Source organism: Streptomyces panaciradicis (assembly GCF_023516615.1).
Lineage (GTDB): Bacteria > Actinomycetota > Actinomycetes > Streptomycetales > Streptomycetaceae > Streptomyces > Streptomyces panaciradicis.
The window spans coordinates 47,325-69,292 of sequence record NZ_JAMGBF010000098.1 but is presented as its reverse complement, the minus strand read 5'-3'; the positions used below and the strand labels follow the sequence as shown (position 1 = coordinate 69,292).

Genomic DNA, 21,968 nt, shown 5'->3' with positions numbered 1-21,968 from the left:
ATGCCCTTGCCGGTCGAGGTCAATATTTTGGATGACAGGGTTCACTCCACTGAACTACGGTGGGGTGCACCCGATCGTTCACCGAACTGTACTGCGAGGCCGACCGTGACAGCACTCTTCGCCCTGGCCACCAGCCTGTTGTGGGGCCTTGCCGACTTCGGCGGCGGACTGCTGACGCGGCGTCTGCCCGCGCTCACCGTGGTCGTCGTCTCGCAGACCATCGCCGCCGCCGTGCTCGGCGCGCTCGTGGCGGCCACGGGCGGCTGGAGCGAGGCCGGCCCGCGGCTGTGGTTCGCGCTCGCGGCGGGCCTCGCCGGCCCGGTGGCGATGATCGCCTTCTACAGGGCACTCGCCCTCGGGCCCATGGGCGTGGTCTCCCCGCTGGCCACCCTCAGCGTGGCGGTACCGGTCGGAGTGGGCCTCCTCCTCGGCGAGCGCCCCGGCCTGGTGCAGGTCGCGGGGATCGCGGTGGCCGTCGCCGGAGTCGTCCTGGCCGGCGGCCCCCAGCGCGGCGGCGCGGGCGTACAGCGGCAGGCCATCGTGCTCACCCTGATCGCGGCGCTCGGCTTCGGCGCGGTGTTCGCGCTGATCGCGGAGGCCTCCACGACGGTCCCCGGCCTGTTCCTCGCCCTGTTCGTGCAGCGGCTGACGAACGTGGCCGCGGGCGGTGCCGCCCTCTACGTCTCCGTGAGGCGGGGCGCCGAGGCCCTGCCGGGGGGCCGCTTCCCCTGGGCCTCGGTGCCGGCCCTCGCCTTCGTGGGGCTCGCGGACGTCGCGGCGAACGGCACGTACGCGGTCGCCGCCCAGCACGGCCCGGTCACCGTGGCCGCCGTACTCGCCTCGCTCTACCCGGTGGTGACCGCGCTGGCCGCGCGCGGGGTGCTGCGCGAGCGGCTGCGGGGCGTGCAGGCGGCGGGTGCCGGCCTCGCCCTGGTCGGCACGCTCCTGCTGGCGACGGGCTGAACCGGTCCGTCAGGCGTCGGCGTCGAGCTCGGCGAGCCGGGCCGCCGTCTCCTCGTCCAGGTCGGCGAGCCTGGCGGCCGTCTCCTCGTCCAGCGCCGAGAGCGCGCGCAACTGCTCGGGCGTGATGTCGTCGGGCAGCGGCACCGGCGCCGGCGTCCTGAGCGGCGGCTGCCAGCCCTCGGTGGCCGTCCACCGTCGTACGACCCGGGCTGGCGCCCCCGCCACCACGGCGTGGTCGGGGACCACGCCCCTGACGACCGCCCCCGCCGCCACGACGACGTTCCGTCCGATCCGCGCGCCCGGCAGGATCACCGCGCCGGTGCCGATCCAGCAGCCAGGCCCGATCTCCACCGGCTCCATGCGGGGCCACTGCTTGCCGATGGGCTCGTGGGGGTCGTCGTAGGAGTGGTTCGTCGACGTCACGTACACGTACGGCCCGAAGTAGCAGTCGCTGCCGATGGTGACCGTCGTGTCGGCGATGACGTGGCTGCCGCGGCCCAGCACCACGCCGTCGCCGATGCGCAGGATCGGCTCGGGGCCGAGGTCGAGGTCGGGCATGAGGCCTGCGGTGAGCGTGACCTGCTCGCCGACGATGCAGTGGGAGCCCAGGTGGATCCAGGGTTCGCCGAAGACCGTGCCGAGCGGGAAGGCCAGGCGGGTGTGGGCGCCGATCGAGCCGAAGCGGAAACGTCCGGGGCTCTCGGCCGTCACCGAGCCGGTGCGCTGCACCCAGGCCCAGCCCGCGTGGACGGCGCGCTGTGTGAGGCGACGCCGCCAGGATGAGAACGTGTTCTTGCTCTTCGGCACGGAGTCACCGTACTCAGCGCGCCGTGCGCCCATGAGGCCGCGGAGCTGTGATCTTCGCCCCACCCGGTTCGGGCCCGGACCCGGTTCACCCGCTGCGGATGAGGCGGCCGTGCCGGGGCGGTGCTGCGATGACCTGGTGACCCTGCTCCGTCTCGTCGATCCCCGCCGCGCTGTCGAGCGCGCGGTGCGGTTCGGGCTGTCCACCGCGGAGTCGGTGACGGACCGGCTGATCCGCACGCTGACGGCCGCCGTCGTCGACCGGCTCGACCTCGACGAGCTGGCCGACCGCCTCGACGTCGACCGGGTCGCCGACCGGGTCGACGTGATGCGGATCGCGGGCCGCGCCGACGTCGACGCGCTCGCGGACCGGGTGGACGTCGACCGGATCGTGGAGCGGGTGGATGTCGACCGGATCATCGAGCGGGTGGACGTCGACCGGATCATCGAGCGGGTGGACGTCGACCGGATCGTCGAGCGGGTGGACGTGAACCGGGTGGCCGCCCGGCTGGACGTGGACGAGGTGGCCGCGCGGATCGACGTGGACCGTGTCGCGGCGCGCGTCGACGTCGACCGGATCGCCGCGCGCCTGGACGTCGACGGGGTGATCGCCCGGGTCGACCTGGTGACGCTCACCAGGGCCGTGCTGGAGGAGATCGACCTGGGCCGGATCGTGCGGGAGACCAGCGGGGGGATGGCCGACGAGACGGTCGACGCGTTGCGGCTGCGGACCGTGCGGGCCGACCGGATGGTCAACCGGGTCGCCGACCGGCTGCTGCACAGACCCGCGCCGGAGACGCCGCGGACCGACGGCCACGGGGGGTCGCTCGGACCGGCGCCATGAGCCGCCAGGGCCGCGAGGGCAACCCGGAGGGCGATGTCGCCGGGCTCGTCACGCGGTGCCTGGCCGCCCTGGTGGACGCGCTGGTGGTGGCCGGCATCGGCCTGGCCGCGCAGTTCGGGTACGCCGGGCTCCGGCTGCTCGTCACCGGACCGCCGGTGCGCATGCCCGACCTCGCCGACTGGGTGATCGCCCTGGTCGGCTGGATCATCGCCGTGCTGTACCTGGCCGTCTGCTGGACCTCGACCGGAGGCACCGTGGGCGACCGGCTGATGGGGCTCCGGGTCACCGGCCGCGGCGGGCGGCTGATCGGCGTCCCCCGGGCGCTGCTGCGGGCGGTGCTGTGCCTGGTGTTCCCCGTCGGCCTGTTCTGGGTCCCGTTCAGCCGGCGCCGGGCGTCGCTGCAGGACGTCGCCGTGGCCACCTCGGTCCGCTACCACCGGTTCTGACCGGACGTGGACCCTCCGCCTTCACCCCTACGAGGTGACGCGACGGTCCCGGGGCCGGAGTAGGAATCGTGACAAGGGCCGCCGCCGGCGGCCGAGCCAGGGACGGAGGTCCTGCCATGGCCACGACGACCCCGAAACACCATCGCTCGGAAGGGGCCCTGGCCGCGGCGAGCGGCCTGACGGCCTTCGCCTGCGTGATGCTGATCATGTGCGGCATCCTCGACGTCTTCCGCGGCATCATGGCGATCGCGAACGACGACGTCTTCGTCAACACCCGCAACTACGTGTTCCAGTTCGACCTGACCAGCTGGGGCTGGATCCATCTGGTCCTCGGCGTGATCGCCGTCGGCGTCGGCATCGGACTGGCCATGACGGCGACCTGGGCACGGGTGATGGGCGTCGTGATCGCGTCACTGCTGATCATCGCCAACTTCCTGTCCCTGCCGTACTACCCCTTCTGGTCGCTGACCATGATCGCGCTGTACGGCTTCACCATCTGGGGCCTGTGCGTCGTGGAGCCGGACACCGAGTACTGAGGGCCGAGGACGGTGACGCATGTCGGACGAACGAGCCGAACGGATCGCGGAGTTCATCGCCCCCCTGCGGGTGAAGCCGGGAACGGAGGTCGATCTGTCGAAAGACTTCGATCCCGGCTTCAAGGCGGGCATCGGCGGCAAGAAGGACGGACAGGAGCTGCTGCGCACCGGTGTCTCGCTGCTGGCCGACTACCAGCGGCGGCTGGCCGCCGAGGGCAGGTACGGGGTGCTGATGTGCCTGCAGTCCCTGGACGCGGGCGGCAAGGACGGCACGATCAGGCACGTCATGAGCGGGGTGAACCCCCAGGGCGTCCACGTGTCGAACTTCAAGGTGCCCTCCAGCGAGGAACTCGACCACGACTACCTGTGGCGGTACGCCCGCCGGCTCCCCCGGCGCGGGGAGATCGGCATCTTCAACCGCTCGCACTACGAGGAGGTACTGGTGGTCCGGGTGCATCCCGAGAACCTCGACCGCCAGCGGCTCCCCGACAGGGCCAAACGCAAGGGCGTGTGGCGCCGGCGCTACCGGGAGATCAACGACTGGGAACACTACCTGCACGACAACGGCTTCAGGATCGTCAAGCTGTTCCTGAACCTGTCCGAGGAGGAGCAGCGCATCCGCTTCCTCAAACGCATCGACGTGCCCGAGCGCAACTGGAAGTTCTCCGCCGCGGACGCGCGTGAGCGGTCCTTCTGGGACGACTACCAGCGGGCGTTCTCCCACATGCTCTCCGCCACCAGCACGAAATGGGCTCCGTGGTACGTGATCCCCGCCGACCACAAGTGGTTCGCCCGCATCTGCGCGGCCGCGGTCCTCGCCCACACCCTGATGGACATCGATCCGCAGTACCCCGAGGTGAGCGAGAAGGACCGGCACGAACTGTTCGTGGTGAAAGAGGAGTTGGTGGCCGATGCGCCACCCGGCGCCGAGGCCGACCCGTACGCGGCGTCGGTCGAGGACGAGCGGAAGGGACGTGACCGGCGATGACCTCCTCCCTCCCCGCCACCGGCGGGCGAAGCGACGACGCCGGGCAGGCCCTGGCCTGGTACGGACGGTCGCCCGAGGCGGTGGCCGTGGCGCTCGGCGTGGACCCGGCCGTCGGCCTCACCTCGGCGCAGGCCGCCGAGCGGCTGACCCGGGACGGCCCGAACGCGCTCCCCGAGGAGCAGCCGACGCCGCTCTGGCGCCGGGTGCTCGACCAGTACCGCAGCTACATGCAGATCATCCTGGTCGCCGCGGCGATCGTGTCGCTGCTGATCCAGGAGTGGTCCACGGCCGTGCTCCTGCTGGTGCTGACCGTGGTCAACGCGGTCATCGGGATGCGCCAGGAGGGCAAGGCGGCCAGCGCCATGAACGCCCTGAAGTCGATGATGCAGGCGACCGCCCGGGTCCGCCGGGACGGCACGGAGAGCGAGATCCCCGCCGAGCAGGTCGTGGCCGGGGACGTCGTGCTGATCACCGCCGGGGACGACGTGCCCGCCGACGGGCGGCTGGTCGAGGCTAGCGCCCTGCAGATCGACGAGTCGGCGCTGACCGGCGAGAGCACACCCGCCGCCAAGGACACCGAGGTGGTGCGGGGCGAGGGGCTGAGCCCCGGCGACCGGACCAACACGGCGTTCATGAACACCCCTGTCACCCACGGCAGCGGCACCATGATCGTCACCGCGACCGGGTCCGGCACCGAACTCGGCAAGATCTCCGGGATGCTGTCCACCACTCCGCGGGAGGCGTCGCCGCTGACCAGAGAGCTCGACCGGCTGACGCTGTGGATCGCGGGCGCCGCGGGACTGACCATGGTCGTGATGTTCGTTCTGGGGCGCGGCCGGGGCGAGGCCTGGGACGCGCTGTTCGTCAGCGCCGTCTCCCTGGCGATCGCGGCCGTTCCCGAGGCCCTGCCCACGGTGACGCAGACGATCCTGTCGCTCGGCGGACTCGACCTGGCGCGCCACCACGCGATCGTGAAGGACCTGCCGTCGGTGGAGACCCTGGGCTTCACCTCGGCGATCAACTCCGACAAGACCGGCACGCTGACGCTGAACCAGATGACCGCGGTGGAGGTCGTGGACGCCTTCGACCGCTACACCGTCTCCGGCACCGGCTACGGTCTGGAGGGCAGGGTGCACCACGCCGCCGGCCGCTCGCCCGCCATCGAGGACGCGATCCTTCCCTACCTGGTCGCGAGCGACGCCAAGCTGGTGGACGGCCGGGTCGTGGGCGATCCCACCGAGGGCGCGCTGCTCGTCCTCGGCCACAAGGCGGGGCTCGACGTCGAGGCGACGCGCGAGCGGTTCCCGCGCCTGGCCACCCTGCCGTTCGACCCCTCGTACAAGCTGATGGCCACCTTCAACGCGGCCACGGACGACGACGGACGGCCCGTCGTCCGCTGCTTCGTCAAGGGCGCGGCACCCGCCGTGCTGGGACGCGCCTCCACCGCCCTCTCCGACGGCGCGCCCATCGACTGGGACGCCGACCTCGACAAGCGGGCGCACGCGCAGATGGAGCGGATGGAGCGGGCGGGCCGGCGCGTGATGGCCGCCGCCACCCGGGATCTGGACCCGGCCGACTTCTCCGCCGACGACCTGCTCGCACACGTGGAAGACCTCCAGGTGGCGAGCCTGGTCGGGATGGCGGACCCGCCGCGCGAGGAGTCGCGGCAGGCGGTGGCGGGCGCCCAGGCGGCCAACATCCGGGTGCGCATGGTGACCGGTGACGACGTCATCACCGGCGCCGCCATCGCCGAGCAGATCGGCATCGACGGCGAGGCGATGCTCGGGTCCGACTTCGCCGCCCTCCCCGAGGCGGAGCGGCTGGAACGCATCGACCGCATCGGTGTGATCGGCCGGGTCGCCCCCGAGCACAAGGTGCTGCTCGCCGACACCCTGAAGAAGAAGGGCGACGTGGTGGCGATGACCGGGGACGGCGTGAACGACGCCCCCGCTATCAAGGCCGCCGACATCGGGATCGCCATGGGCTCGGGCACCGAGGTGGCCAAGAACGCCGGGCGGATGATCCTGTCCGACGACAACTTCGCCACGATCGTCTTCGCGGTGGAGCAGGGCCGCAAGATCTACGACAACCTCACCAAGTACATCCGCTTCGTGCTGGTGCTGCTGGTCGTGTTCGTCCTGACCTTCCTCGGTGCGACGCTGCTCAACATCGCGGGCGGGGAGCCGTTCACGCCGCCCCAGGTGCTGTGGATCCACTTCGTCGTCAACGCCGCCTTCGGCTTCGCCCTGGGCTTCGACCGGGTCAGTCCCGGCCTGATGGAACGCAGGCCGCGGCCGCGCGGCGAACCGGTGATGACGCGACGCCTCATGGTCACGGTGGGCCTGGCGGGACTGGCCATCACGATCGGCCTGCTGTCGATGATCAAGCTCGGTGAGGCACGCTTCGACAGTGCGGCCATCGGCAACTCGATCGCGTTCACGTCGTTCGCGTTCTGCCTGATCGTGGCCGCCGTGGAGTGCCGCAGCGAGACCGAGACGGTGCTGACGACGGCGACCTTCGACAGCCGGCAGCTGAACCGGGCGATGTTCGGCGAGTTCGTGCTCGCCGTGCTGGCGACCCAGACGGACGTCTTCAACCGGCTGCTGGGCACCACTCCGCTGACCGTGGGGCAGTTCGGCTGGGCACTGCTGCCGGCCCTGGCCCTGCTCGGGCTGTGGGAGGCCGCCAAGGCGATCGCCCGGCGGCGCGAGCCGGCGAAGCCCGCGACCGCACTGCCGTCCGGCTGAGCCGCCCCATGCCGTGGGAGGAGCACCATGCGAGGTGACGGCACCAGCGACCACTTCGTCCCACCGGGGCTGCGCACCCTCCGGGCGTACCGGCGGGGCTGGCTGGTCAAGGACGTCGTCGCCGGAGTCGTGCTGACCACCTTGCTGGTGCCGCAGGGGATGGCCTACGCCGAGCTGGCTGGGCTGCCCGCGATCACCGGGCTGTACACCTCCGTGCTCTGTCTGCTGGCCTACGCCGTCTTCGGGCCCTCGCGCATCCTGGTGCTCGGCCCGGACTCCTCCCTGGGCCCGATGATCGCGGCGACGCTCGTGCCCCTGATCGCCTCCGGCGGCGACAGCGCGCGGGCGGTGGCGCTCGCCTCGATGCTCGCGCTGATGGTCGGCGCGCTCACGGTCCTCGCCGGGGTGTGCCGGCTGGGCTTCATCGCGGACCTCATCTCCAAGCCCACCATGATCGGCTACATGAACGGGCTGGCGCTGACCATCCTGATCGGACAGCTGCCCAAGCTGTTCGGCTTCAAGACGGACGCCGACGGGCTGATCCGCGAGTTCGACGCCTTCGTCCGGGGGCTGGCCGACGGCAAGGCCGTGCCCGCCGCGGTGGCGGTGGGGGGTGCCGGGATCGTGCTGATCCTGGTGCTGCAACGGTGGCTGCCCAAGGTTCCGGCCGTGCTGGTCATGGTGGTGCTGTCCATCGCGGCCACCTCGGCCTTCGACCTCGGCGGGCACGGGGTGAGCCTGGTCGGGGAACTGCCGCGGGGATTCCCGCCGCTGACGTTCCCCGGGGTCCGGCTGTCCGATCTCGCTCCGCTGTGCGCCGGAGCCCTGGGCATCGCCGTGGTGTCCCTCGCGGACACCATCTCCAACGCCTCGGCCTTCGCCTCCCGCACCGGCCAACAGGTGCGCGGCAACGAGGAGATGACGGCCATCGGCGCGGCCAACATCGCCGCCGGGCTGTTCCAGGGGTTTCCCCTCAGCACCAGCGGATCACGCACCGCCGTGGCCGAACGGGCGGGCGCCCGCAGCCAGCTCACCGGCGTCGTCGGCGCAGGGCTGATCGTCCTCATGCTCGTCCTGCTGCCGGGGCTGTTCCGCAACCTGCCCCAGCCGGCGCTGGCCGCGGTGGTCATCACCGCCTCGCTCTCGCTGGCCGACCTCCCCGGGACCACGCGGCTGTGGAAGCAGCGCAGGGCGGAGTTCATGCTGTCGATCGCGGCCTTCCTCGGCGTGGCACTGCTCGGGGTCCTGCCGGGCATCGCGGTCGCCGTCGGCCTGTCGATCCTCAACGTCTTCCGCAGGGCGTGGTGGCCGTACAACACCGTGCTGGGGCGGGTGCCGGGGCTGCCCGGCTACCACGACGTGCGCTCCTACCCCGGGGCCGAGCAACTGCCCGGCCTGGTCATCCACCGGTTCGACGGTCCGCTGTTCTTCGCCAACGCCAAGTCCTTCCGGCACGAGGTGATGCGGCTGGCCGTCAGGGAACCGCCGCCCCGGTGGGTGCTGCTGGCGGCCGAGCCGATCACCGACGTGGACACCACGGCCGCCGACGAGCTGGAGGAACTGGACGAGGAGCTCAACGCCCGGGGCACGCACCTAGTGTTCGCCGAGCTGAAGGATCCGGTGCGGCGCAAGATCGAGCGCTACGAACTGACCCGCTCCATCGACCCCGCCCACTTCTTCCCGACGCTGGAGGCGGCCGTCGCCGCCTACCGGGAGCAGACGGGGGCGGAGTGGACGGCCGGCACCGAGACCCTGCCCCCTTCGGCCCCCGGCACGACGCCCTCGACCGACGACTGGACGCACCCGACGGCCCCGGAGAACACGGCCGGCACCTGACACCCCCTCCGCTGCCGTCCGCCGGCCGGGATTCATCCGCGGCGGGTGAACCCCCGAGGCGCCGGCCGCGGGATGCTGCTCGCTTCCGGAGGAGGTGTCCTACATGGCTGAGCAGACATCGGCGGGGCAGGACCGGTACGGCGGCCCGGCGCCGGAGCAGCACGCCAGGCCGCTCATGGTCGGCGGGGTCGTGTTCGCCGTGTGCATGATGTTCATCATCGGTCTCTACCACGCGGTCGTCGGCATGGCGGCCCTCATCGACGACAACTTCTACCAGCGGGTGCGGGACTACCCGTACGACTACAACGTGACCGGCTGGGGATGGTTCCACCTGGTCTCCGGCATCGTGATCCTGGCCGCCGCCTTCAACCTCTTCACCGGCCGGACGTGGGCTCGGATCGTGGGGATCGTCGTCGCCGTGCTCAGCGCGCTGGAGAACTTCTTCTTCACGCCGTACTACCCGGTGTGGTCGGCCATCATGATCGGGCTCGACGTGCTGATCATCTGGTCCCTGGCCGTCTACGGGCACGCGCAGGCCCACAAGGTCTACGGCGCGCCCATGTGAAAGGGCTGCGGCACGCCCAGGTGAGGTGCCGCGGCCGCCCTCACCCGCGGCGGGTGACACATGGCCCGGTGCGCCGGCACCCCGGCTCATCGCCTACCGTGCGTCCTGTACCGACGAGGAGGAGAGACCGATGACGCACGAGGCGCTGATCACGGGTATCGGCGGCAGGGAGCCCAAGATCGACGCGGAGGCGTTCGTGGCGCCGACGGCCTCGGTGATCGGGGACGTCACTCTCGAAGCCGGCGCGAGTGTCTGGTACGGGGCGGTGCTGCGCGGCGACGTCGAGCGGATCTTCGTCGGGGCCCAGGCCAACATCCAGGACAACTGCACGCTGCACGCCGACCCCGGGTTCCCGGTGAGCATCGGGCAGCGGGTGTCGGTCGGGCACAACGCGGTGGTGCACGGGGCGACCGTCGGCGACGACTGCCTGGTCGGGATGGGCGCCACCGTGCTCAACGGGGCCGTGATCGGCGCCGGTTCGCTGGTCGCCGCGCAGGCGCTGGTGCCGCAGGGGATGCAGGTGCCGCCCGGCTCGCTGGTCGCCGGCGTCCCCGCCAAGGTCAAGCGGCAGCTGACGGACGAGGAGCGCGAGGGCGTCACCCTCAACGGAACGCTGTACGCGTCGCTCGCGACGGCCCACGGCGAGCTGTACGAGAAGCCGTAGCCCTCAGTCGGCGGCCGGGACGGGCTCCGGCTCGGCCGCCTGCCGCTGTGCCGCCTTCTTCGCCCGGCGCCTGATGACCAGCATCGACGTCAGGCCGACGAGCACCGCGGCCACCAGACCGAGGTACGAGAAGCGCTTCAGCCAGTCCTCGGCGACGATGCCGACGTAGTAGATGACCGCCGTCGTGCCGCCCGCCCAGCAGATGCCGCCGAGGACGTTGGCGATCAGGAACTTCCAGTACGGCATGTGCAGCACACCGGCGAGCGGGCCGGCGAAGATCCGCAGCAGGGCGATGAAGCGGCCGAAGAAGACGGCCCACATGCCCCACTTCTCGAAGGACCGCTCGGCCGTGGCCACATGCCCTTCGCTGAAGTGCCTCGGGAACTTCGCGCCCAGCCAGGCCAGCAGCGGCCGGCCGCCCTTGCGGCCGATGGCGTAGCCGATGGAGTCGCCGACGACCGCGCCGAGGGTGGCGCAGGCGCCGAGGACCACGGGATTGACGCCGGAGTGCTGAGAGGACAGCAGGGCCGCCGAGACCAGGACGATCTCGCCGGGCAGCGGGATGCCCAGGCTCTCCAGACCGATGACCAGCGCCACCACCGCGTAGACGGCCGCGGCGGGCACCGTGTCGAGCCACTCCTGGACGTGCAAAGCCGGTTCCTCCCGGTTCGTGACCCTTGGTTCGCCGTGTTCCCGGCGTGCGCCGCACGGGGGCGCACGCCGGAAAGCCTACCGGGTCAGCCGGCGGCGAGGCGGTCCCAGAGATCGCAGTGGTGCTCGCCGTGAACCGTGGTGCTCAGGGTGACGCCGCCTTTCGACGCGGTCCTGAGCGAGAGGACCACGCCCGGCCCGGCGGGCATCGCCGGCAGTCCCGCGGCCCGTGGCACACCGTCCCGTACGAAGGAGCCCCAGTACCGGATCATCTGCCGCGACAGCGCCCTCTGCCGCGCGTCGAACGGCGACTCGAGCCCGAAGTGCTTGAAGAGGTACTGGACCTCGTCGACGTGGGTCGCGCCGAAGTCGAAGTCGGTGTGCAGGTTGCGCAGGGAGGCGAAGGGCGGCGAGGTGCGGTCGGCGAACTCGTACGAGTAGACCGGGCCGCGCGCCTTCAGCAGGCCGTCGAGCCGCAGCGCGGTGCAGGCGAAGACCGCGTCGCCCAGGGCGGTGGCGTAGCCGACGGTCGGGGTCGGGTAGTCGGACAGCGGATAGCGGGCGAGCACCTCTTCGCCGAATTCGTCCCGCATGACCTGCGGATACCGTTCGGCGGTGAGCGGGGTGCCGTTCAGGTCGAAGCGGGAGAACGCGAACAGCCGCCCCTCGTCCTCGTTCGCGCCGTTGAGCACCGGTACCCGGGACGCCGCGCCCTTCGCGAGCGCCTGCTCGGGCTGCACCGGCAGGAAGGCGCCGCCGGTCACCGGCCCCCAGTCGAAGTCGCCCTGGGCCTCCAGGATCTCGCGGGCAGACTTGCCGCGCAGACAGGCCAGGGTCGTACAGCCGAGCCTCTTCGCGAAGTCGGCGCCCTGTGCGACCGCGTCGGGGTGGCTGCGGGCGGCGCAGTCGCCGTAGGCGCCGCTCTCGATGATGCCCGCCCGGAACAGTCCCTTCGCGGTGGGCGAGGCGAGCTGGGTGCAGACCGAACGGCCGCCCGCCGACTCGCCGGCGATGGTGACGCGGGCCGGATCGCCGCCGAAGCGGCCGATGTTGGCGCGCACCCAGCGCAGCGCGGCCTGCTGGTCGAGCATGCCGAAGTTGCCCGAGACCCGGTCCCTCGCCTCCTTGTCCAGGCCGGCCGCGGCGAGGAAACCCATCGCGCCGAGGCGGTAGTTGACGGTGACGACGACCGTGCCGGTCCGGCGGGCGAAGGTGTCGGGGACGACGTCCTGGCCGGCGCCTGCGGTCAGACCCCCGCCGTGGAACCAGACGAGGACCGCACGGCGCGCCGAGCCGTCGGGGACGTACACGTTCAGGTCGAGGCAGTCCTCGGTGTACGACGGCCGGTCGTAGCCCGGGTCCCAACTGGCGTTCTGCACGCACTTGGCGCCGAAGTCCCGGGCCGAACGCACCCCGTGCCAGGGGCGGACGGGCCGCGGCTCGCGCCAGCGCAGGGCGCCCACGGGCGGCTCGGCGTACGGGATGCCGAGGAACTGCCGTCCCTCGTCGGTGGTTTCGCCGCGCACCAGGCCCGCGTCGGTGCGGACCACCGGGGCGCCGCCCGGTGCCGCGGCGGCCTGGGCGGTGGGGACGGGGGCGACGAGGGCGGCCGCGAGGGCCGTCAGGGCGACGGTGACGCGCCGGATCACGTGCCCACCTCCACGCCGGTGTGCAGTCGCAGGTCGCGCACGGACGCCCCGACCCGGACGGGGCGGTGGCCGGTGCCGAGCACCCGGTCGTGACGCTTCGGGTCCCATGAGGACAAGGCACGTGGGGCGACTTGCACCCGGACGCGGCACCGCTCGCCGGCCCGGAGCACGAGGCCCTCGGCCCGAGGGCCTGCCCCCGCCTCGGGTCTCGTCCGTGCGTGGGCGGCCGGTGGGAGGTCGCCGGTGGCCGCCGCGGTGACGGCGATCGGGCCGCCCGGGGGGCGTGGGGCGGATCGCCGGGAGACGGTGTGGGACATGGGCCGTCACTCCTTCGGTGTGCGGGCACGACGAGGTGAACCGCTGGAGCACCGCCGGTGGCGTGTTCGGCGCGTCAACACCGCTGCCTCACGGGCGACTTGACGTCCCGTTCGACACCACCGACGCGGCGGGAAAACTACGACCGCGGGTGACTCGTGTCAATGACGCGGACGGGAAACGGCACGAACGCCGACACCGCACGAGGACGGGGCCGTCCCGCGAAAGGGGTGACCCCGTCGGTGCCGTGCCCGGCCCTAATGAACCTGCGCTCCCCAGGTGGCGTGGGGGGCGGGGACACCGTTGTCGGCGGACCAGCCCTTGGCCACGAGAACCGTCACCAGCAGGGCGAGGGCCGTCACCCCGACGCCCAGGGCGATGACCTTGGCACGCCTGCCCGAGGGAGCGGGACGGTGGCGGCCGCCGCCCGGGGGCCGGACGCCGGGGCGGCCCGGCCGCGCCAGCCTGTCCCCGCCGCGTCCGGGCCGGGAGTCGAGGTAGCGCCGTGCGCCCCAGCCGAGCACGGTCTCGGCGAGCAGAAACTCCAGGCCGCCCTCGAAATGACTGAGCTGCTCGGCCGCGTGCCGGCAGTAGCGGCACGCCGCCAGGTGCTGCCGGACGTCCGGCAGCAGGGCGCCCCCGCGGCGTATCGGGACGTCGAGGAGCCGGTTGTAGTAGCGGCATTCACGGCCGGGCGCGAGTTCCCGGTGGGCGCGTACGCAGCCGGCCCGGAATTGCTCCCGGGCCTGCTCCAGAGCGGCCGCCGCGGTGGGCGTGTCCACCCCCAGCAGACCGGCTGGTATGGTTATGGGTTCCGCCTCGACCTCGGTGTGCCACAAAAGGCATTGGGAGGCGCCGGGAAGTGCCCTGAACGCCCGTTCCGCGAGTTGCCGTCTTTCGGGCGTCACGGACCGTGCGGCCCGTAGTCCCCGGCCGCCGTTCGGTTTGCGGAGTTCCGGCAGCAGGAGGGAAATTCGGTCGTCGGCGGCCCACTCCTTGACGGTCTCCCGCACCGCCGTCAGAAATTGCGGCCGCAGTGCGCCGCCGGCCGGCCGGCCGAGTACCCGGTGGAATGCGGCGGCGGTGACCATCGCCGCCGGGTCGTCCGCGCCGACGAGACAGACGGCCGCGTAGTCATATGCCGCTCGCCAGTGCCTGGCCAGCAGCAACGCTCCTGCTCGGGCGCCCGCGGCACCCTGGTTCAGTTGTGCGACGAGATGGCGGTCGGACTCTTCCGGACCGGATCCGGGGCGCGGCGGGTAGGGGGGACGTGGGGGGTAAGGGGGTTGCACGGAACCGATTCCTTCCAAGCCGCAGGACGACGTACGGAATTCGTGGGTCCACCAAAAAGCGGGGGGTCTGATTGGTGCGTACCTATGCGCGTCGGGTGCCGGGACCGCTATAGGGCCGCTCACTTTCGCACAATTGACGCACAGTAAACAAGGAGTTCGAGTGACCCGAGTTCAAAACCGTGGAAGTTCAGATAAGTTACCCGCGGTATCCGTACCGGTTTTCGAGGGCGCGGCCGCAGCGCCGCCGAGTTGTGTGGGGAAAAGGGCGAGGGGCGCACAGAACCTTCAGATTCCGCGGCCCCGTCCGGCCGGACGCACAGCGTGCTGAGAGGTTTCTCCCGGTGCGCTCTCATCCGCGTGGGCCAGCATGTGCCGCATGATCGCCCCCCACGCCACGAGCGCCCCCGCCTCCGTCCGTGCCGTCACCAAGGCCGTCGTCCCGGCCGCCGGGCTCGGCACCCGTTTCCTGCCCGCGACCAAGGCCACGCCCAAGGAGATGCTGCCGGTCGTCGACAAGCCGGCCATCCAGTACGTCGTCGAGGAGGCGGCCGCCGCCGGGCTGGACGACGTCCTGATGGTCACCGGGCGGCACAAGCGGGCTATCGAGGACCACTTCGACAACGCCTTCGAGCTGGAGCAGGCCCTCGCCGCCAAGGGAGACACCGTGCGGCTGGACTCCGTGCGCGACCCGGCCCGGCTGGCCAACATCCACCACATCCGCCAGGGCGAACCGCTCGGTCTCGGCCACGCCGTGCTGTGCGCCCGCCGCCACGTGGGCGACCAGCCCTTCGCCGTCCTGCTCGGCGACGACCTGATCGACCCGCGCGAGACGCTGCTCAGCCGGATGCTGGATGTCCGCGACCAGTACGCGGGCAGTGTCGTGGCCCTGATGGAGGTGGACCCGGAGCAGATCCACCTCTACGGCTGCGCGGCCGTGGAGGCGACCGGCGAGGACGACGTGGTCCGGGTCACCGGCCTGGTGGAGAAGCCCTCGCGCCGGGACGCGCCCAGCACCTACGCCGTCATCGGCCGCTACGTCCTCGACCCGGCCGTCTTCGACACCCTGGAGCGCACCCCGCCCGGCCGCGGCGGCGAGATCCAGCTGACCGACGCCCTCCAGGAACTGGCCGCGGACGGCACGGTTCACGGCGTCGTCTTCGACGGCCTGCGCTACGACACCGGCGACAAGGCCGACTACCTGCGCACCGTCGTCCGACTGGCCTGCGCCCGAGACGACCTGGGCCCCGAATTCACCTCCTGGCTGAAGGAGTTCGTCACGGGCCTGGAGGACGGAACCGTCGACGGCCGGCACCGGCAGGCGGCTTGAGGAGGCGGGGCGCCGGGCAGGGGGAGTCCAATCCGGGGTGATGCCTGGAGGCGGGGCCCGGGGAGGCGTACTCCGCGGTCGGCTGCGCGGCGCGGGGCCCAAAGCGACGTGCACCACGGGCCCCGCGTCGGTGCTGTCTCAGCCGTTGGGGCGCAGTGTCCAGACGACCGTCATCTCACCGGTCACCGCGCCGTCCTCGCGTCGGAGTTCGATCGACACGGGGAACTCGGGGCGCTGCCCGGCGTCCAGTTCGGCGATCACGTCGGCGGCCGGACGGCCGAGGGTCGCGGTGGCGGTGACCGGGCCCATCGCCAGCTTCCGGTAGGCGATCTCGGCGCTCACGGCGAGCGGCACGGCGCGCGAGAGCTGCTCGCCGAAGGCGGCCAGCACGATCGTCCCGCTCGCGGTCTCCCCGAGGGTGAACATCGCGCCGGCGTGCGGACCGCCGACGTGGTTGTGGTACTCGCTCTGGTCCGGCAGGACCACCACCGCCTTGTCCGGCGTGGTCTGGAGGAACTCCAGGTTCAGGGTCCGGGCCATCGGCACCGTCGCGGCGAGCATCTCGCCGATCGACATCTGGTCTGCGCTCATGCCGGGATGTTACCCATGAGTAGCCGCAGGTGGCCAGATCCGTGCGGTGATCGCACGCCGGAGGCCGGGACGGGGAAACGGTTTGGCAGGCGGCGCCGCCAGCGGGGATAGTCAGCCGGTGACCCCTGTCTCCCCGCCTTCCCCCGGCTCCCTGGCGCCCCGGCGCAACTACCGCCTGCTGACCGCCGCGGCGGTCGTCACCAGCCTCGGCGGCAACGGTGCGCTGATCGCCGCCGCCTTCGCCGTGCTGGACGCGGGCGGTGACGGCGGTGACGTGGGCCTGGTGGCCGCCTCCCGCACGCTGCCCCTGGTGGTCTTCCTGCTGATCGGCGGAGCGGTGGCGGACCGGCTGCCCCGGCATCGCGTGATGGTCGCGGCGAACGCCCTGAACTGCCTGTCCCAGGCCGCGTTCGCCGTACTGGTCCTCGCCGGGCATCCGCAGCTGTGGCAGATGATGCTGCTGACCGCGCTGGGCGGCACCGGCCAGGCCTTCTTCAGCCCGGCGGCCGAGGGCATGCTGATGTCGTCGGTGCAGGGCGAGCACGCGGGCCGCGCGTTCGCCGTGTTCCGGATGGCGATGCAGGGGGCCGGCCTGGGCGGAGCCGCGCTCGGCGGAGCCATGGTCGCCGCCCTCGGGCCGGGCTGGGTCCTCGCGGCGGACGCGGCGGCCTTCGCGGTCGCGGGCGCGCTGCGGGCCTTCCTCGACGTCGGCCACATCCCCCCGCGCGAGGCGGGCGGCGGGATGCTCGCCGATCTGCGCGAGGGCTGGCGGGAGTTCGCCGGACGCCCCTGGCTGTGGGGCATCGTGGTGCAGTTCTCGATCGCCAACGCCGTGGTCGGCGCCGCCGACGCGGTCTACGGCCCGCTCGTCGCCCGGGACGAGCTGGGCGGTGCGGGGCCGTGGGGTCTGGCGCTGGCCTGCTTCGGCGGCGGCACGGTGGCCGGCGCGCTGCTGATGACCCGCTGGAAGCCGCGCCGCCTGCTCCTCGCGGGCACGCTGTGCGTCTTCCCGCTGGCCCTGCCGTCGGCGGCGCTCGCCGTCCCGGTCCCCGTCGGCGCGCTGTGCGCGGTGATGTTCCTGTCCGGTGCGCTCGTCGAGGTGTTCGGGGTCTCCTGGATGACCGCGCTGCACCAGGAGATACCCGAGGACAAGCTCTCGCGGATCTCCGCCTACGACTGGTTCGGGTCCATCGCCCTGGTGCCGCTCGCCACCGCCCTGGCCGGCCCCGCCGAGCAGGCCTTCGGGCGTACGGCGTCGCTGTGGGGCTGCTCCGCGCTGGTCGTGGTGGTCACGGCGGCCGTGCTGACCGTGCCGGACGTACGGAACCTGCGGCGCCGTACCAGGGAGGTGGCCGTCAGGAGCGGCTCAGCCGATGCCGAACGCGCCGTCGGGGGGCTCGGGTGACGGGACGGCGTCCTCGTCCCGGACGGGTCGCGCGCCGCGCAGGAAGTCCCGTACGCCCTGGCCGTGTTCGACCCGGGCCGGGAAGGCGTCGGACGCGGTGAGCCGGGCCAGGGCCGCCGTGTCGAGGGGCCGGTGGGAGGCGGCCAGCACGGCGTTGCCGAAGCGGCGGCCGCGCAGCACGGCCGGTTCCGCGATCAGCACCAGCTCCTCGAAGACCGTGGCGAACGTGGCGAGTTGGGAGCGCAGGAAGGCGAAGGGCGCGGCGTCGGCGAGGTTGGCCAGGTAGACGCCGGTGTCGCGCAGCACCCGGCCGGCCTCACGGGCGTAGGCGACGGAGGTGAGGTGGGCCGGGACGCGGGAGCCGCCGAAGACGTCGGCGACGATGACGTCGGCGGACCCGTCGGGGGCGGTTTCCAGCCAGGCGCGGGCGTCGGCGGCGTGCAGGACGATCCCGGCGTCCTCGGGCAGCGGCAGGTGCTCGACGACCAGCTCCAGCAGCGCGCGGTCGGCCTCGACGACGTCCTGCCGGGAGCCGGGCCGGGTCGCGGCGAGGTAGCGGGGCAGGGTCAGCGCGCCGCCCCCGAGGTGCACCACGTCCAGCGGCCGCCCCGGCTCGTCGACGACGTCCAGCACGTGGCCCAGCCGTTGCGCGTACTCGAACTCCAGATACGCCGGCTCGTCGAGGTCGACGTAGGACTGCGGCGCCCCGTCGACGGTCAGCAGCCAGGCCCGCTTCCGGTCGACGTCGGGCATGAGCTTGGCGACACCGAGGTCGGTGGCCCTGCTGACGGGGATGGGTTCGGTCACTCCCCCATTGTGCGGCCGAGCCATTCCCCCTCTGTGCGGCCGAGCCACTCCCCCCTTGCGCGGCCGCGCGACGCCCTCACGGGGCGCGCGGGGGACCGCGGGGCAAGCCATGACAGCCCCGCGGTCCCCCACGCATCCCGGCCTCACTCCACGGTGGTCACGGTTCCCGCGCCCACGGTCCGCCCGCCCTCACGGATGGCGAACCCAAGGCCGGGCTCCAGCGGGGTGTCGCGCCCGAGCTCGACGGTCATGGTGACCGTGTCACCGGGCCGCGCGACGACGACGTCACCGAGGTCGACGTCCCCCACCACATCCGCGGTCCGGATGTAGAACTGCGGCCGGTACCCGCTCGCCACCGGTGTCGTACGTCCGCCCTCGCGGGCCGACAGCACGTACACCCGCGCCGAGAACCGCCGCGCGGGCACCACGCTGCCCGGGGCCGCCACCACGTGCCCGCGCCGTACGGCGTCCCGCGGCACGCCCCGCAGCAGCAGCGCCACGTTGTCCCCGGCCTGCGCCTCGTCCATGGGCTTGCCGAAGGTCTCCAGGCCGGTGACGACGGTCTCGACTCCGGCGCCGAGCACCTCGACCCGGTCGCCCACGCGCACGGTGCCGCGCTCGATCGCGCCCGTGACCACCGTCCCCCGGCCGGTGATGGTGAGCACGTTCTCCACCGGCAGCAGGAACGGCGCGTCCAAGTAACGCTCCGGCATGGGCACATAGGTGTCCACGGCGTCGAGCAGCGCCTCGACGGCGGCCGTCCAGCGCGGGTCGCCCTCCAGGGCCTTCAGCCCCGAGACCCGGACGACGGGCACGGCGTCGCCGCCGTAGCCGTGCGCGGTGAGCAGGTCGCGGACCTCCAGCTCCACGAGGTCGGTGAGCTCCTCGTCGCCCGCGTCGGCCTTGTTGAGGGCGACAACGATGTGGTCGACGCCCACCTGCCGGGCGAGCAGGACGTGTTCGGCCGTCTGCGGCATGATCCCGTCGACGGCGGAGACGACCAGGATCGCCCCGTCGAGCTGCGCGGCGCCGGTGACCATGTTCTTGACGTAGTCGGCGTGGCCGGGCATGTCCACGTGCGCGTAGTGCCGGGTGTCGGTCTCGTACTCGACGTGCGCGATGTTGATGGTGATGCCGCGGGCGGCCTCCTCCGGGGCGCGGTCGATGCGGTCGAACGGCACGAAGGTGCCGCTGCCGCGGTCGGCGAGGACCTTGGTGATGGCGGCGGTCAGGGTGGTCTTGCCGTGGTCGACATGGCCCATCGTGCCGATGTTCAGATGCGGTTTGGTGCGGACGTACGCCGTCTTGGGCATGGCTGAGTACCTCGAAGCCTCTTCGAAGGAGAGCGGGGACCCCAAGGACTCGCCGACCCTCCCCCTGCGGGGTCCGCCGGACGATCCGGAGAGGGTCAGCTTCGGGCGCCGTCGGCTGCGGCGAGGAAGATCGGAACGGCAGCCTTCGGAGCATCCGCGACTGCGGATGCTGCGAGGAGGAAGGCGTGCCGGAACATGGGGTCGATCATCGTCGACGGGCCGTCCGGCGTCGAATGGTTTTCCCCGGTGCGCTATAGATGGCCCCATGGTGTGGGTGCTGGTGACCGCAGGCGTGCTCGTGGCATCGCTCGTGACCGTGGTGCGCGAACTGCGCGACCACGTGACCCTGCGGCGGATCCGGCCGACGGCACGGGAGTTGCAGGCCGAGATCGTCGACCACAGGGCGACCCGCAGCGGCAGGCCGGGGGCGTACTTCCTCACCCCGGTCGTCCGCTACGTCCTCGACGGCCGGCGCTACGAGGCCGGTGTCGCCAACGCCTCGTTCGGCCGCCCGGCCGAGGTCGGCTCCGCCATGACGGTCCTGGTCTCCCCGGACAGCCCCTACAGCCCGATGGACCCCTACGGCGGTCTGGGGGCGACCCTGCGCGGTGCGCTCGTCACCGCCGTTCTCAGCGCCGCGCTCCTGGTCTGGGGCATCGCCACGCTCTGACCCGGCTACGCGCCGATGTTCTTCAGCGCCTCCCGCACCGTCAGCGGGGCGAACCGTCCGCGCTCCCGGGCCATGAAGGCCCGTACGGCCTCCGGGTCGGTCCTGGCGTACTCGCGCAGCGCCCAGCCGATGGCCTTGCGGATGAAGAAGTCGGGGTGGCCGGACTGAAGCAGGCAGTAGGCGAAGAGGCGGTCGGCGTCGGTGCGTTCCTTGTAGCGCAGCTGGTGCAGCAGTGCGGTGCGGGCGATCCACAGGTCCTCGTCGGCGATCCAGGCGTCCATGTCCGCCGTCAGCGCCGGGTCGGCCGCCACGAGGGCGCCCACGACGTGTGCCGCGAGCAGGTCGACCGTGTCCCACCAGGAGCGCGTGCCGACCAGGTGCCGGGCGACGGGCAGGAAGGCCGAGGAGCACACGCGCGCGTGGCGGCGCAGGTAGTCGACGGCGAAGTACTGGTACTCGCGCTCGGGCAGCCGCCAGCACCGCAGCGCGATGGCCGCGCAGTCGCTCTCGCCGGGGCGCGGCAGACCGTCGACGACCCCGCGGGACAGCGCGCGGCGCACGGGCGTGCTGAGGCCCAGGAAGGGGGCCACGTCCTTCATGTACGCGCGCATGGGCGCGGCCCGCTCGGGGTCCGCCGCGGCGGCGTAGACGGCGGTGAGCCGCTCCAGCACCGTGTCGGCGAGTGTGCTGAACGGCACATCCATCGTGACCTCGTCCGTGGCGCCCATGCGACGAACCATACGGCGATCACACACACCGGTCGGTTAGTGTCACCGGATGCTCGATGCCACCACCCGCTCTGGGGGCACCGCCACGGCCTCTCCCCGGGCCGCCGCGACGGAGCTCGCCGTCGCCGTCCCCGCTTCCGCCCCGCCCGGCCCGGGCGCGCGCGGCACTCGCGTGCTGCTCTCGCCCTGGTCGCGGCTGTCGCTGCTCGTCCTCCTGCTGGCCGCCGCCGCCACGTGCGTGCTGCTGTTCGAACCGCAGAGACTGCTCGCGCACGGCTGGCCGCCGCAGCTGAACGGGGCCTCGGCGGCCGTGGTGTTCGCCGGGGCGTACGGGCTGTGCACCGTGGCGTTCGTGCCGCGCCCGCTGCTGAACCTGGCGGGGGGCGCGCTGTTCGGCTCACAGCTGGGCATCGGCACGACCCTGGTGGGCACGGTCCTCGGGGCCGGTATCGCCTTCGGCCTGGGCCGGGTGCTCGGGCAGGACGCGCTGCGCCCGCTGCTGCGGGGCCGGCTGCTGAAGGCGGCGGACGGACAGCTCAGCCGGCACGGCTTCCGCTCGATGATGGCGGCCCGGCTCTTCCCCGGGGTGCCGTTCTGGGCGGCGAACTACTGTGCCGCCGTCTCCCGCATGGGCTGGGTGCCCTTCCTGGTCGCGACGGCGCTCGGCTCGATCCCGAACACCGCCGCGTACGTCGTCGCGGGCGCCCGCGCCTCGGCACCGACGTCGCCCGCGTTCCTGATCGCGATGGCCTGCATCGCCGCGCCGGCCCTGGTGGGCGCGGTGGTGGCGTGGCGCAAGCGGCACCACATCCGGGGCCGTTGACCGC

General features: G+C 72.5%; 21 protein-coding genes and 1 pseudogene. 13 read left to right on the top strand and 9 right to left on the bottom strand.

Annotated elements, in window-relative coordinates; genetic code table 11:
• Positions 1 to 105 precede the first annotated feature (105 nt).
• Complete coding sequence (locus M8J74_RS28855; protein ID WP_249839252.1) at positions 106 to 963, top strand: EamA family transporter; 858 nt, start codon at positions 106 to 108, stop codon at positions 961 to 963.
• A gap of 9 nt (positions 964 to 972) precedes the next feature.
• Here the strand turns inward: M8J74_RS28855 and M8J74_RS28850 are convergent, their stop codons facing one another.
• Positions 973 to 1,770, bottom strand: a complete 798-nt coding sequence (locus M8J74_RS28850) for a DapH/DapD/GlmU-related protein (protein ID WP_249839251.1) — start codon at positions 1,768 to 1,770, stop codon at positions 973 to 975.
• Positions 1,771 to 1,906: 136 nt separating this feature from the next.
• On the opposite strand from M8J74_RS28850, the gene M8J74_RS28845 reads away from it, so the two are divergent.
• The 8 genes from M8J74_RS28845 (at position 1,907) to M8J74_RS28810 (ending at position 10,393) form a co-directional block, all read left to right on the top strand.
• Positions 1,907 to 2,611, top strand: a complete 705-nt coding sequence (locus M8J74_RS28845; protein WP_249839250.1) for a hypothetical protein — start codon at positions 1,907 to 1,909, stop codon at positions 2,609 to 2,611.
• A complete protein-coding gene (locus M8J74_RS28840) occupies positions 2,608 to 3,057 on the top strand; it encodes an RDD family protein (protein WP_249839249.1) in 450 nt (149 codons plus the stop codon). The genes M8J74_RS28845 and M8J74_RS28840 overlap by 4 nt, the downstream gene beginning before the upstream one ends.
• 116 nt (positions 3,058 to 3,173) lie before the next feature.
• Positions 3,174 to 3,593 (top strand): DUF7144 family membrane protein, encoded by a 420-nt coding sequence (locus M8J74_RS28835; protein ID WP_058926683.1) that lies wholly within the window; start codon positions 3,174 to 3,176, stop codon positions 3,591 to 3,593.
• Positions 3,594 to 3,612: 19 nt separating this feature from the next.
• Positions 3,613 to 4,581: a polyphosphate kinase 2 family protein gene (locus M8J74_RS28830; protein WP_249839248.1), complete on the top strand. Its 969-nt coding sequence runs from the start codon at positions 3,613 to 3,615 to the stop codon at positions 4,579 to 4,581.
• Positions 4,578 to 7,328, top strand: a complete 2,751-nt coding sequence (locus M8J74_RS28825) for a cation-translocating P-type ATPase (protein WP_249839247.1) — start codon at positions 4,578 to 4,580, stop codon at positions 7,326 to 7,328. The genes M8J74_RS28830 and M8J74_RS28825 overlap by 4 nt, the downstream gene beginning before the upstream one ends.
• 27 nt (positions 7,329 to 7,355) lie before the next feature.
• Positions 7,356 to 9,164, top strand: a complete 1,809-nt coding sequence (locus tag M8J74_RS28820; RefSeq protein ID WP_249839246.1) for a SulP family inorganic anion transporter — start codon at positions 7,356 to 7,358, stop codon at positions 9,162 to 9,164.
• A gap of 103 nt (positions 9,165 to 9,267) precedes the next feature.
• The gene (locus M8J74_RS28815; protein WP_249839245.1) at positions 9,268 to 9,729 is read left to right on the top strand and encodes a DUF7144 family membrane protein; all 462 of its coding nucleotides are present in this window, start codon (positions 9,268 to 9,270) and stop codon (positions 9,727 to 9,729) included.
• 130 nt (positions 9,730 to 9,859) lie between these two features.
• Positions 9,860 to 10,393, top strand: a complete 534-nt coding sequence (locus M8J74_RS28810) for a gamma carbonic anhydrase family protein (protein WP_058926678.1) — start codon at positions 9,860 to 9,862, stop codon at positions 10,391 to 10,393.
• A 3-nt stretch (positions 10,394 to 10,396) separates the two neighbouring features.
• Here M8J74_RS28810 and M8J74_RS28805 read toward each other — a convergent pair whose 3' ends face one another.
• The 4 genes and pseudogenes from M8J74_RS28805 to M8J74_RS28790 form a co-directional block, all read right to left on the bottom strand.
• Positions 10,397 to 11,044 (bottom strand): DedA family protein, encoded by a 648-nt coding sequence (locus tag M8J74_RS28805; protein WP_249839244.1) that lies wholly within the window; start codon positions 11,042 to 11,044, stop codon positions 10,397 to 10,399.
• 86 nt (positions 11,045 to 11,130) lie between these two features.
• Positions 11,131 to 12,693 carry a carboxylesterase/lipase family protein gene (locus M8J74_RS28800; RefSeq protein ID WP_249839243.1) on the bottom strand — a complete coding sequence of 521 codons (1,563 nt, stop codon included), beginning with the start codon at positions 12,691 to 12,693 and terminating at the stop codon, positions 11,131 to 11,133.
• Positions 12,690 to 13,010 carry a fibronectin type III-like domain-contianing protein gene (locus tag M8J74_RS28795; RefSeq protein WP_249839242.1) on the bottom strand — a complete coding sequence of 107 codons (321 nt, stop codon included), beginning with the start codon at positions 13,008 to 13,010 and terminating at the stop codon, positions 12,690 to 12,692. Before M8J74_RS28795 ends, M8J74_RS28800 begins: the two co-directional genes overlap by 4 nt.
• Before the next feature lie 267 nt (positions 13,011 to 13,277).
• A pseudogene (locus tag M8J74_RS28790) lies at positions 13,278 to 14,300 on the bottom strand (RICIN domain-containing protein); the annotation flags it as partial.
• Between the two features lie 376 nt (positions 14,301 to 14,676).
• Between M8J74_RS28790 and galU the strand changes: the two are divergent.
• Complete coding sequence (gene galU / locus M8J74_RS28785) at positions 14,677 to 15,627, top strand: UTP--glucose-1-phosphate uridylyltransferase GalU (protein WP_249839241.1); 951 nt, start codon at positions 14,677 to 14,679, stop codon at positions 15,625 to 15,627.
• 138 nt (positions 15,628 to 15,765) lie between these two features.
• Here the strand turns inward: galU and M8J74_RS28780 are convergent, their stop codons facing one another.
• On the bottom strand, positions 15,766 to 16,203 hold the full coding sequence (locus M8J74_RS28780) for a DUF4442 domain-containing protein (RefSeq protein WP_249839260.1): 438 nt from the start codon (positions 16,201 to 16,203) through the stop codon (positions 15,766 to 15,768).
• Positions 16,204 to 16,336: 133 nt separating this feature from the next.
• Here M8J74_RS28780 and M8J74_RS28775 point away from each other — a divergent pair, with 133 nt between their 5' ends.
• Entirely contained in the window at positions 16,337 to 17,623 is a 1,287-nt protein-coding gene (locus M8J74_RS28775) for an MFS transporter (protein ID WP_249839240.1), read from the top strand.
• On the opposite strand, the gene M8J74_RS28770 is transcribed toward M8J74_RS28775, so the two are convergent.
• Together M8J74_RS28770 and tuf are read right to left on the bottom strand one after the other, a co-directional pair.
• Positions 17,585 to 18,430 carry a spermidine synthase gene (locus M8J74_RS28770; protein ID WP_249839239.1) on the bottom strand — a complete coding sequence of 282 codons (846 nt, stop codon included), beginning with the start codon at positions 18,428 to 18,430 and terminating at the stop codon, positions 17,585 to 17,587. The two genes, M8J74_RS28775 and M8J74_RS28770, sit on opposite strands and share 39 nt — an antisense overlap.
• A 143-nt stretch (positions 18,431 to 18,573) precedes the next feature.
• Positions 18,574 to 19,743, bottom strand: coding sequence for an elongation factor Tu (gene tuf / locus M8J74_RS28765; protein WP_249839238.1), 1,170 nt, complete (start codon positions 19,741 to 19,743; stop codon positions 18,574 to 18,576).
• Positions 19,744 to 20,008: 265 nt separating this feature from the next.
• Between tuf and M8J74_RS28760 the strand changes: the two genes are divergently transcribed.
• Entirely contained in the window at positions 20,009 to 20,413 is a 405-nt protein-coding gene (locus M8J74_RS28760) for a DUF3592 domain-containing protein (protein ID WP_249839237.1), read from the top strand.
• A gap of 5 nt (positions 20,414 to 20,418) precedes the next feature.
• Here M8J74_RS28760 and M8J74_RS28755 read toward each other — a convergent pair whose 3' ends face one another.
• The gene (locus M8J74_RS28755) at positions 20,419 to 21,141 is read right to left on the bottom strand and encodes a DNA alkylation repair protein (RefSeq protein WP_249839236.1); all 723 of its coding nucleotides are present in this window, start codon (positions 21,139 to 21,141) and stop codon (positions 20,419 to 20,421) included.
• A gap of 49 nt (positions 21,142 to 21,190) precedes the next feature.
• Between M8J74_RS28755 and M8J74_RS28750 the strand changes: the two genes are divergently transcribed.
• The gene (locus M8J74_RS28750) at positions 21,191 to 21,964 is read left to right on the top strand and encodes a TVP38/TMEM64 family protein (protein ID WP_249839235.1); all 774 of its coding nucleotides are present in this window, start codon (positions 21,191 to 21,193) and stop codon (positions 21,962 to 21,964) included.
• Positions 21,965 to 21,968: the final 4 nt, after the last annotated feature.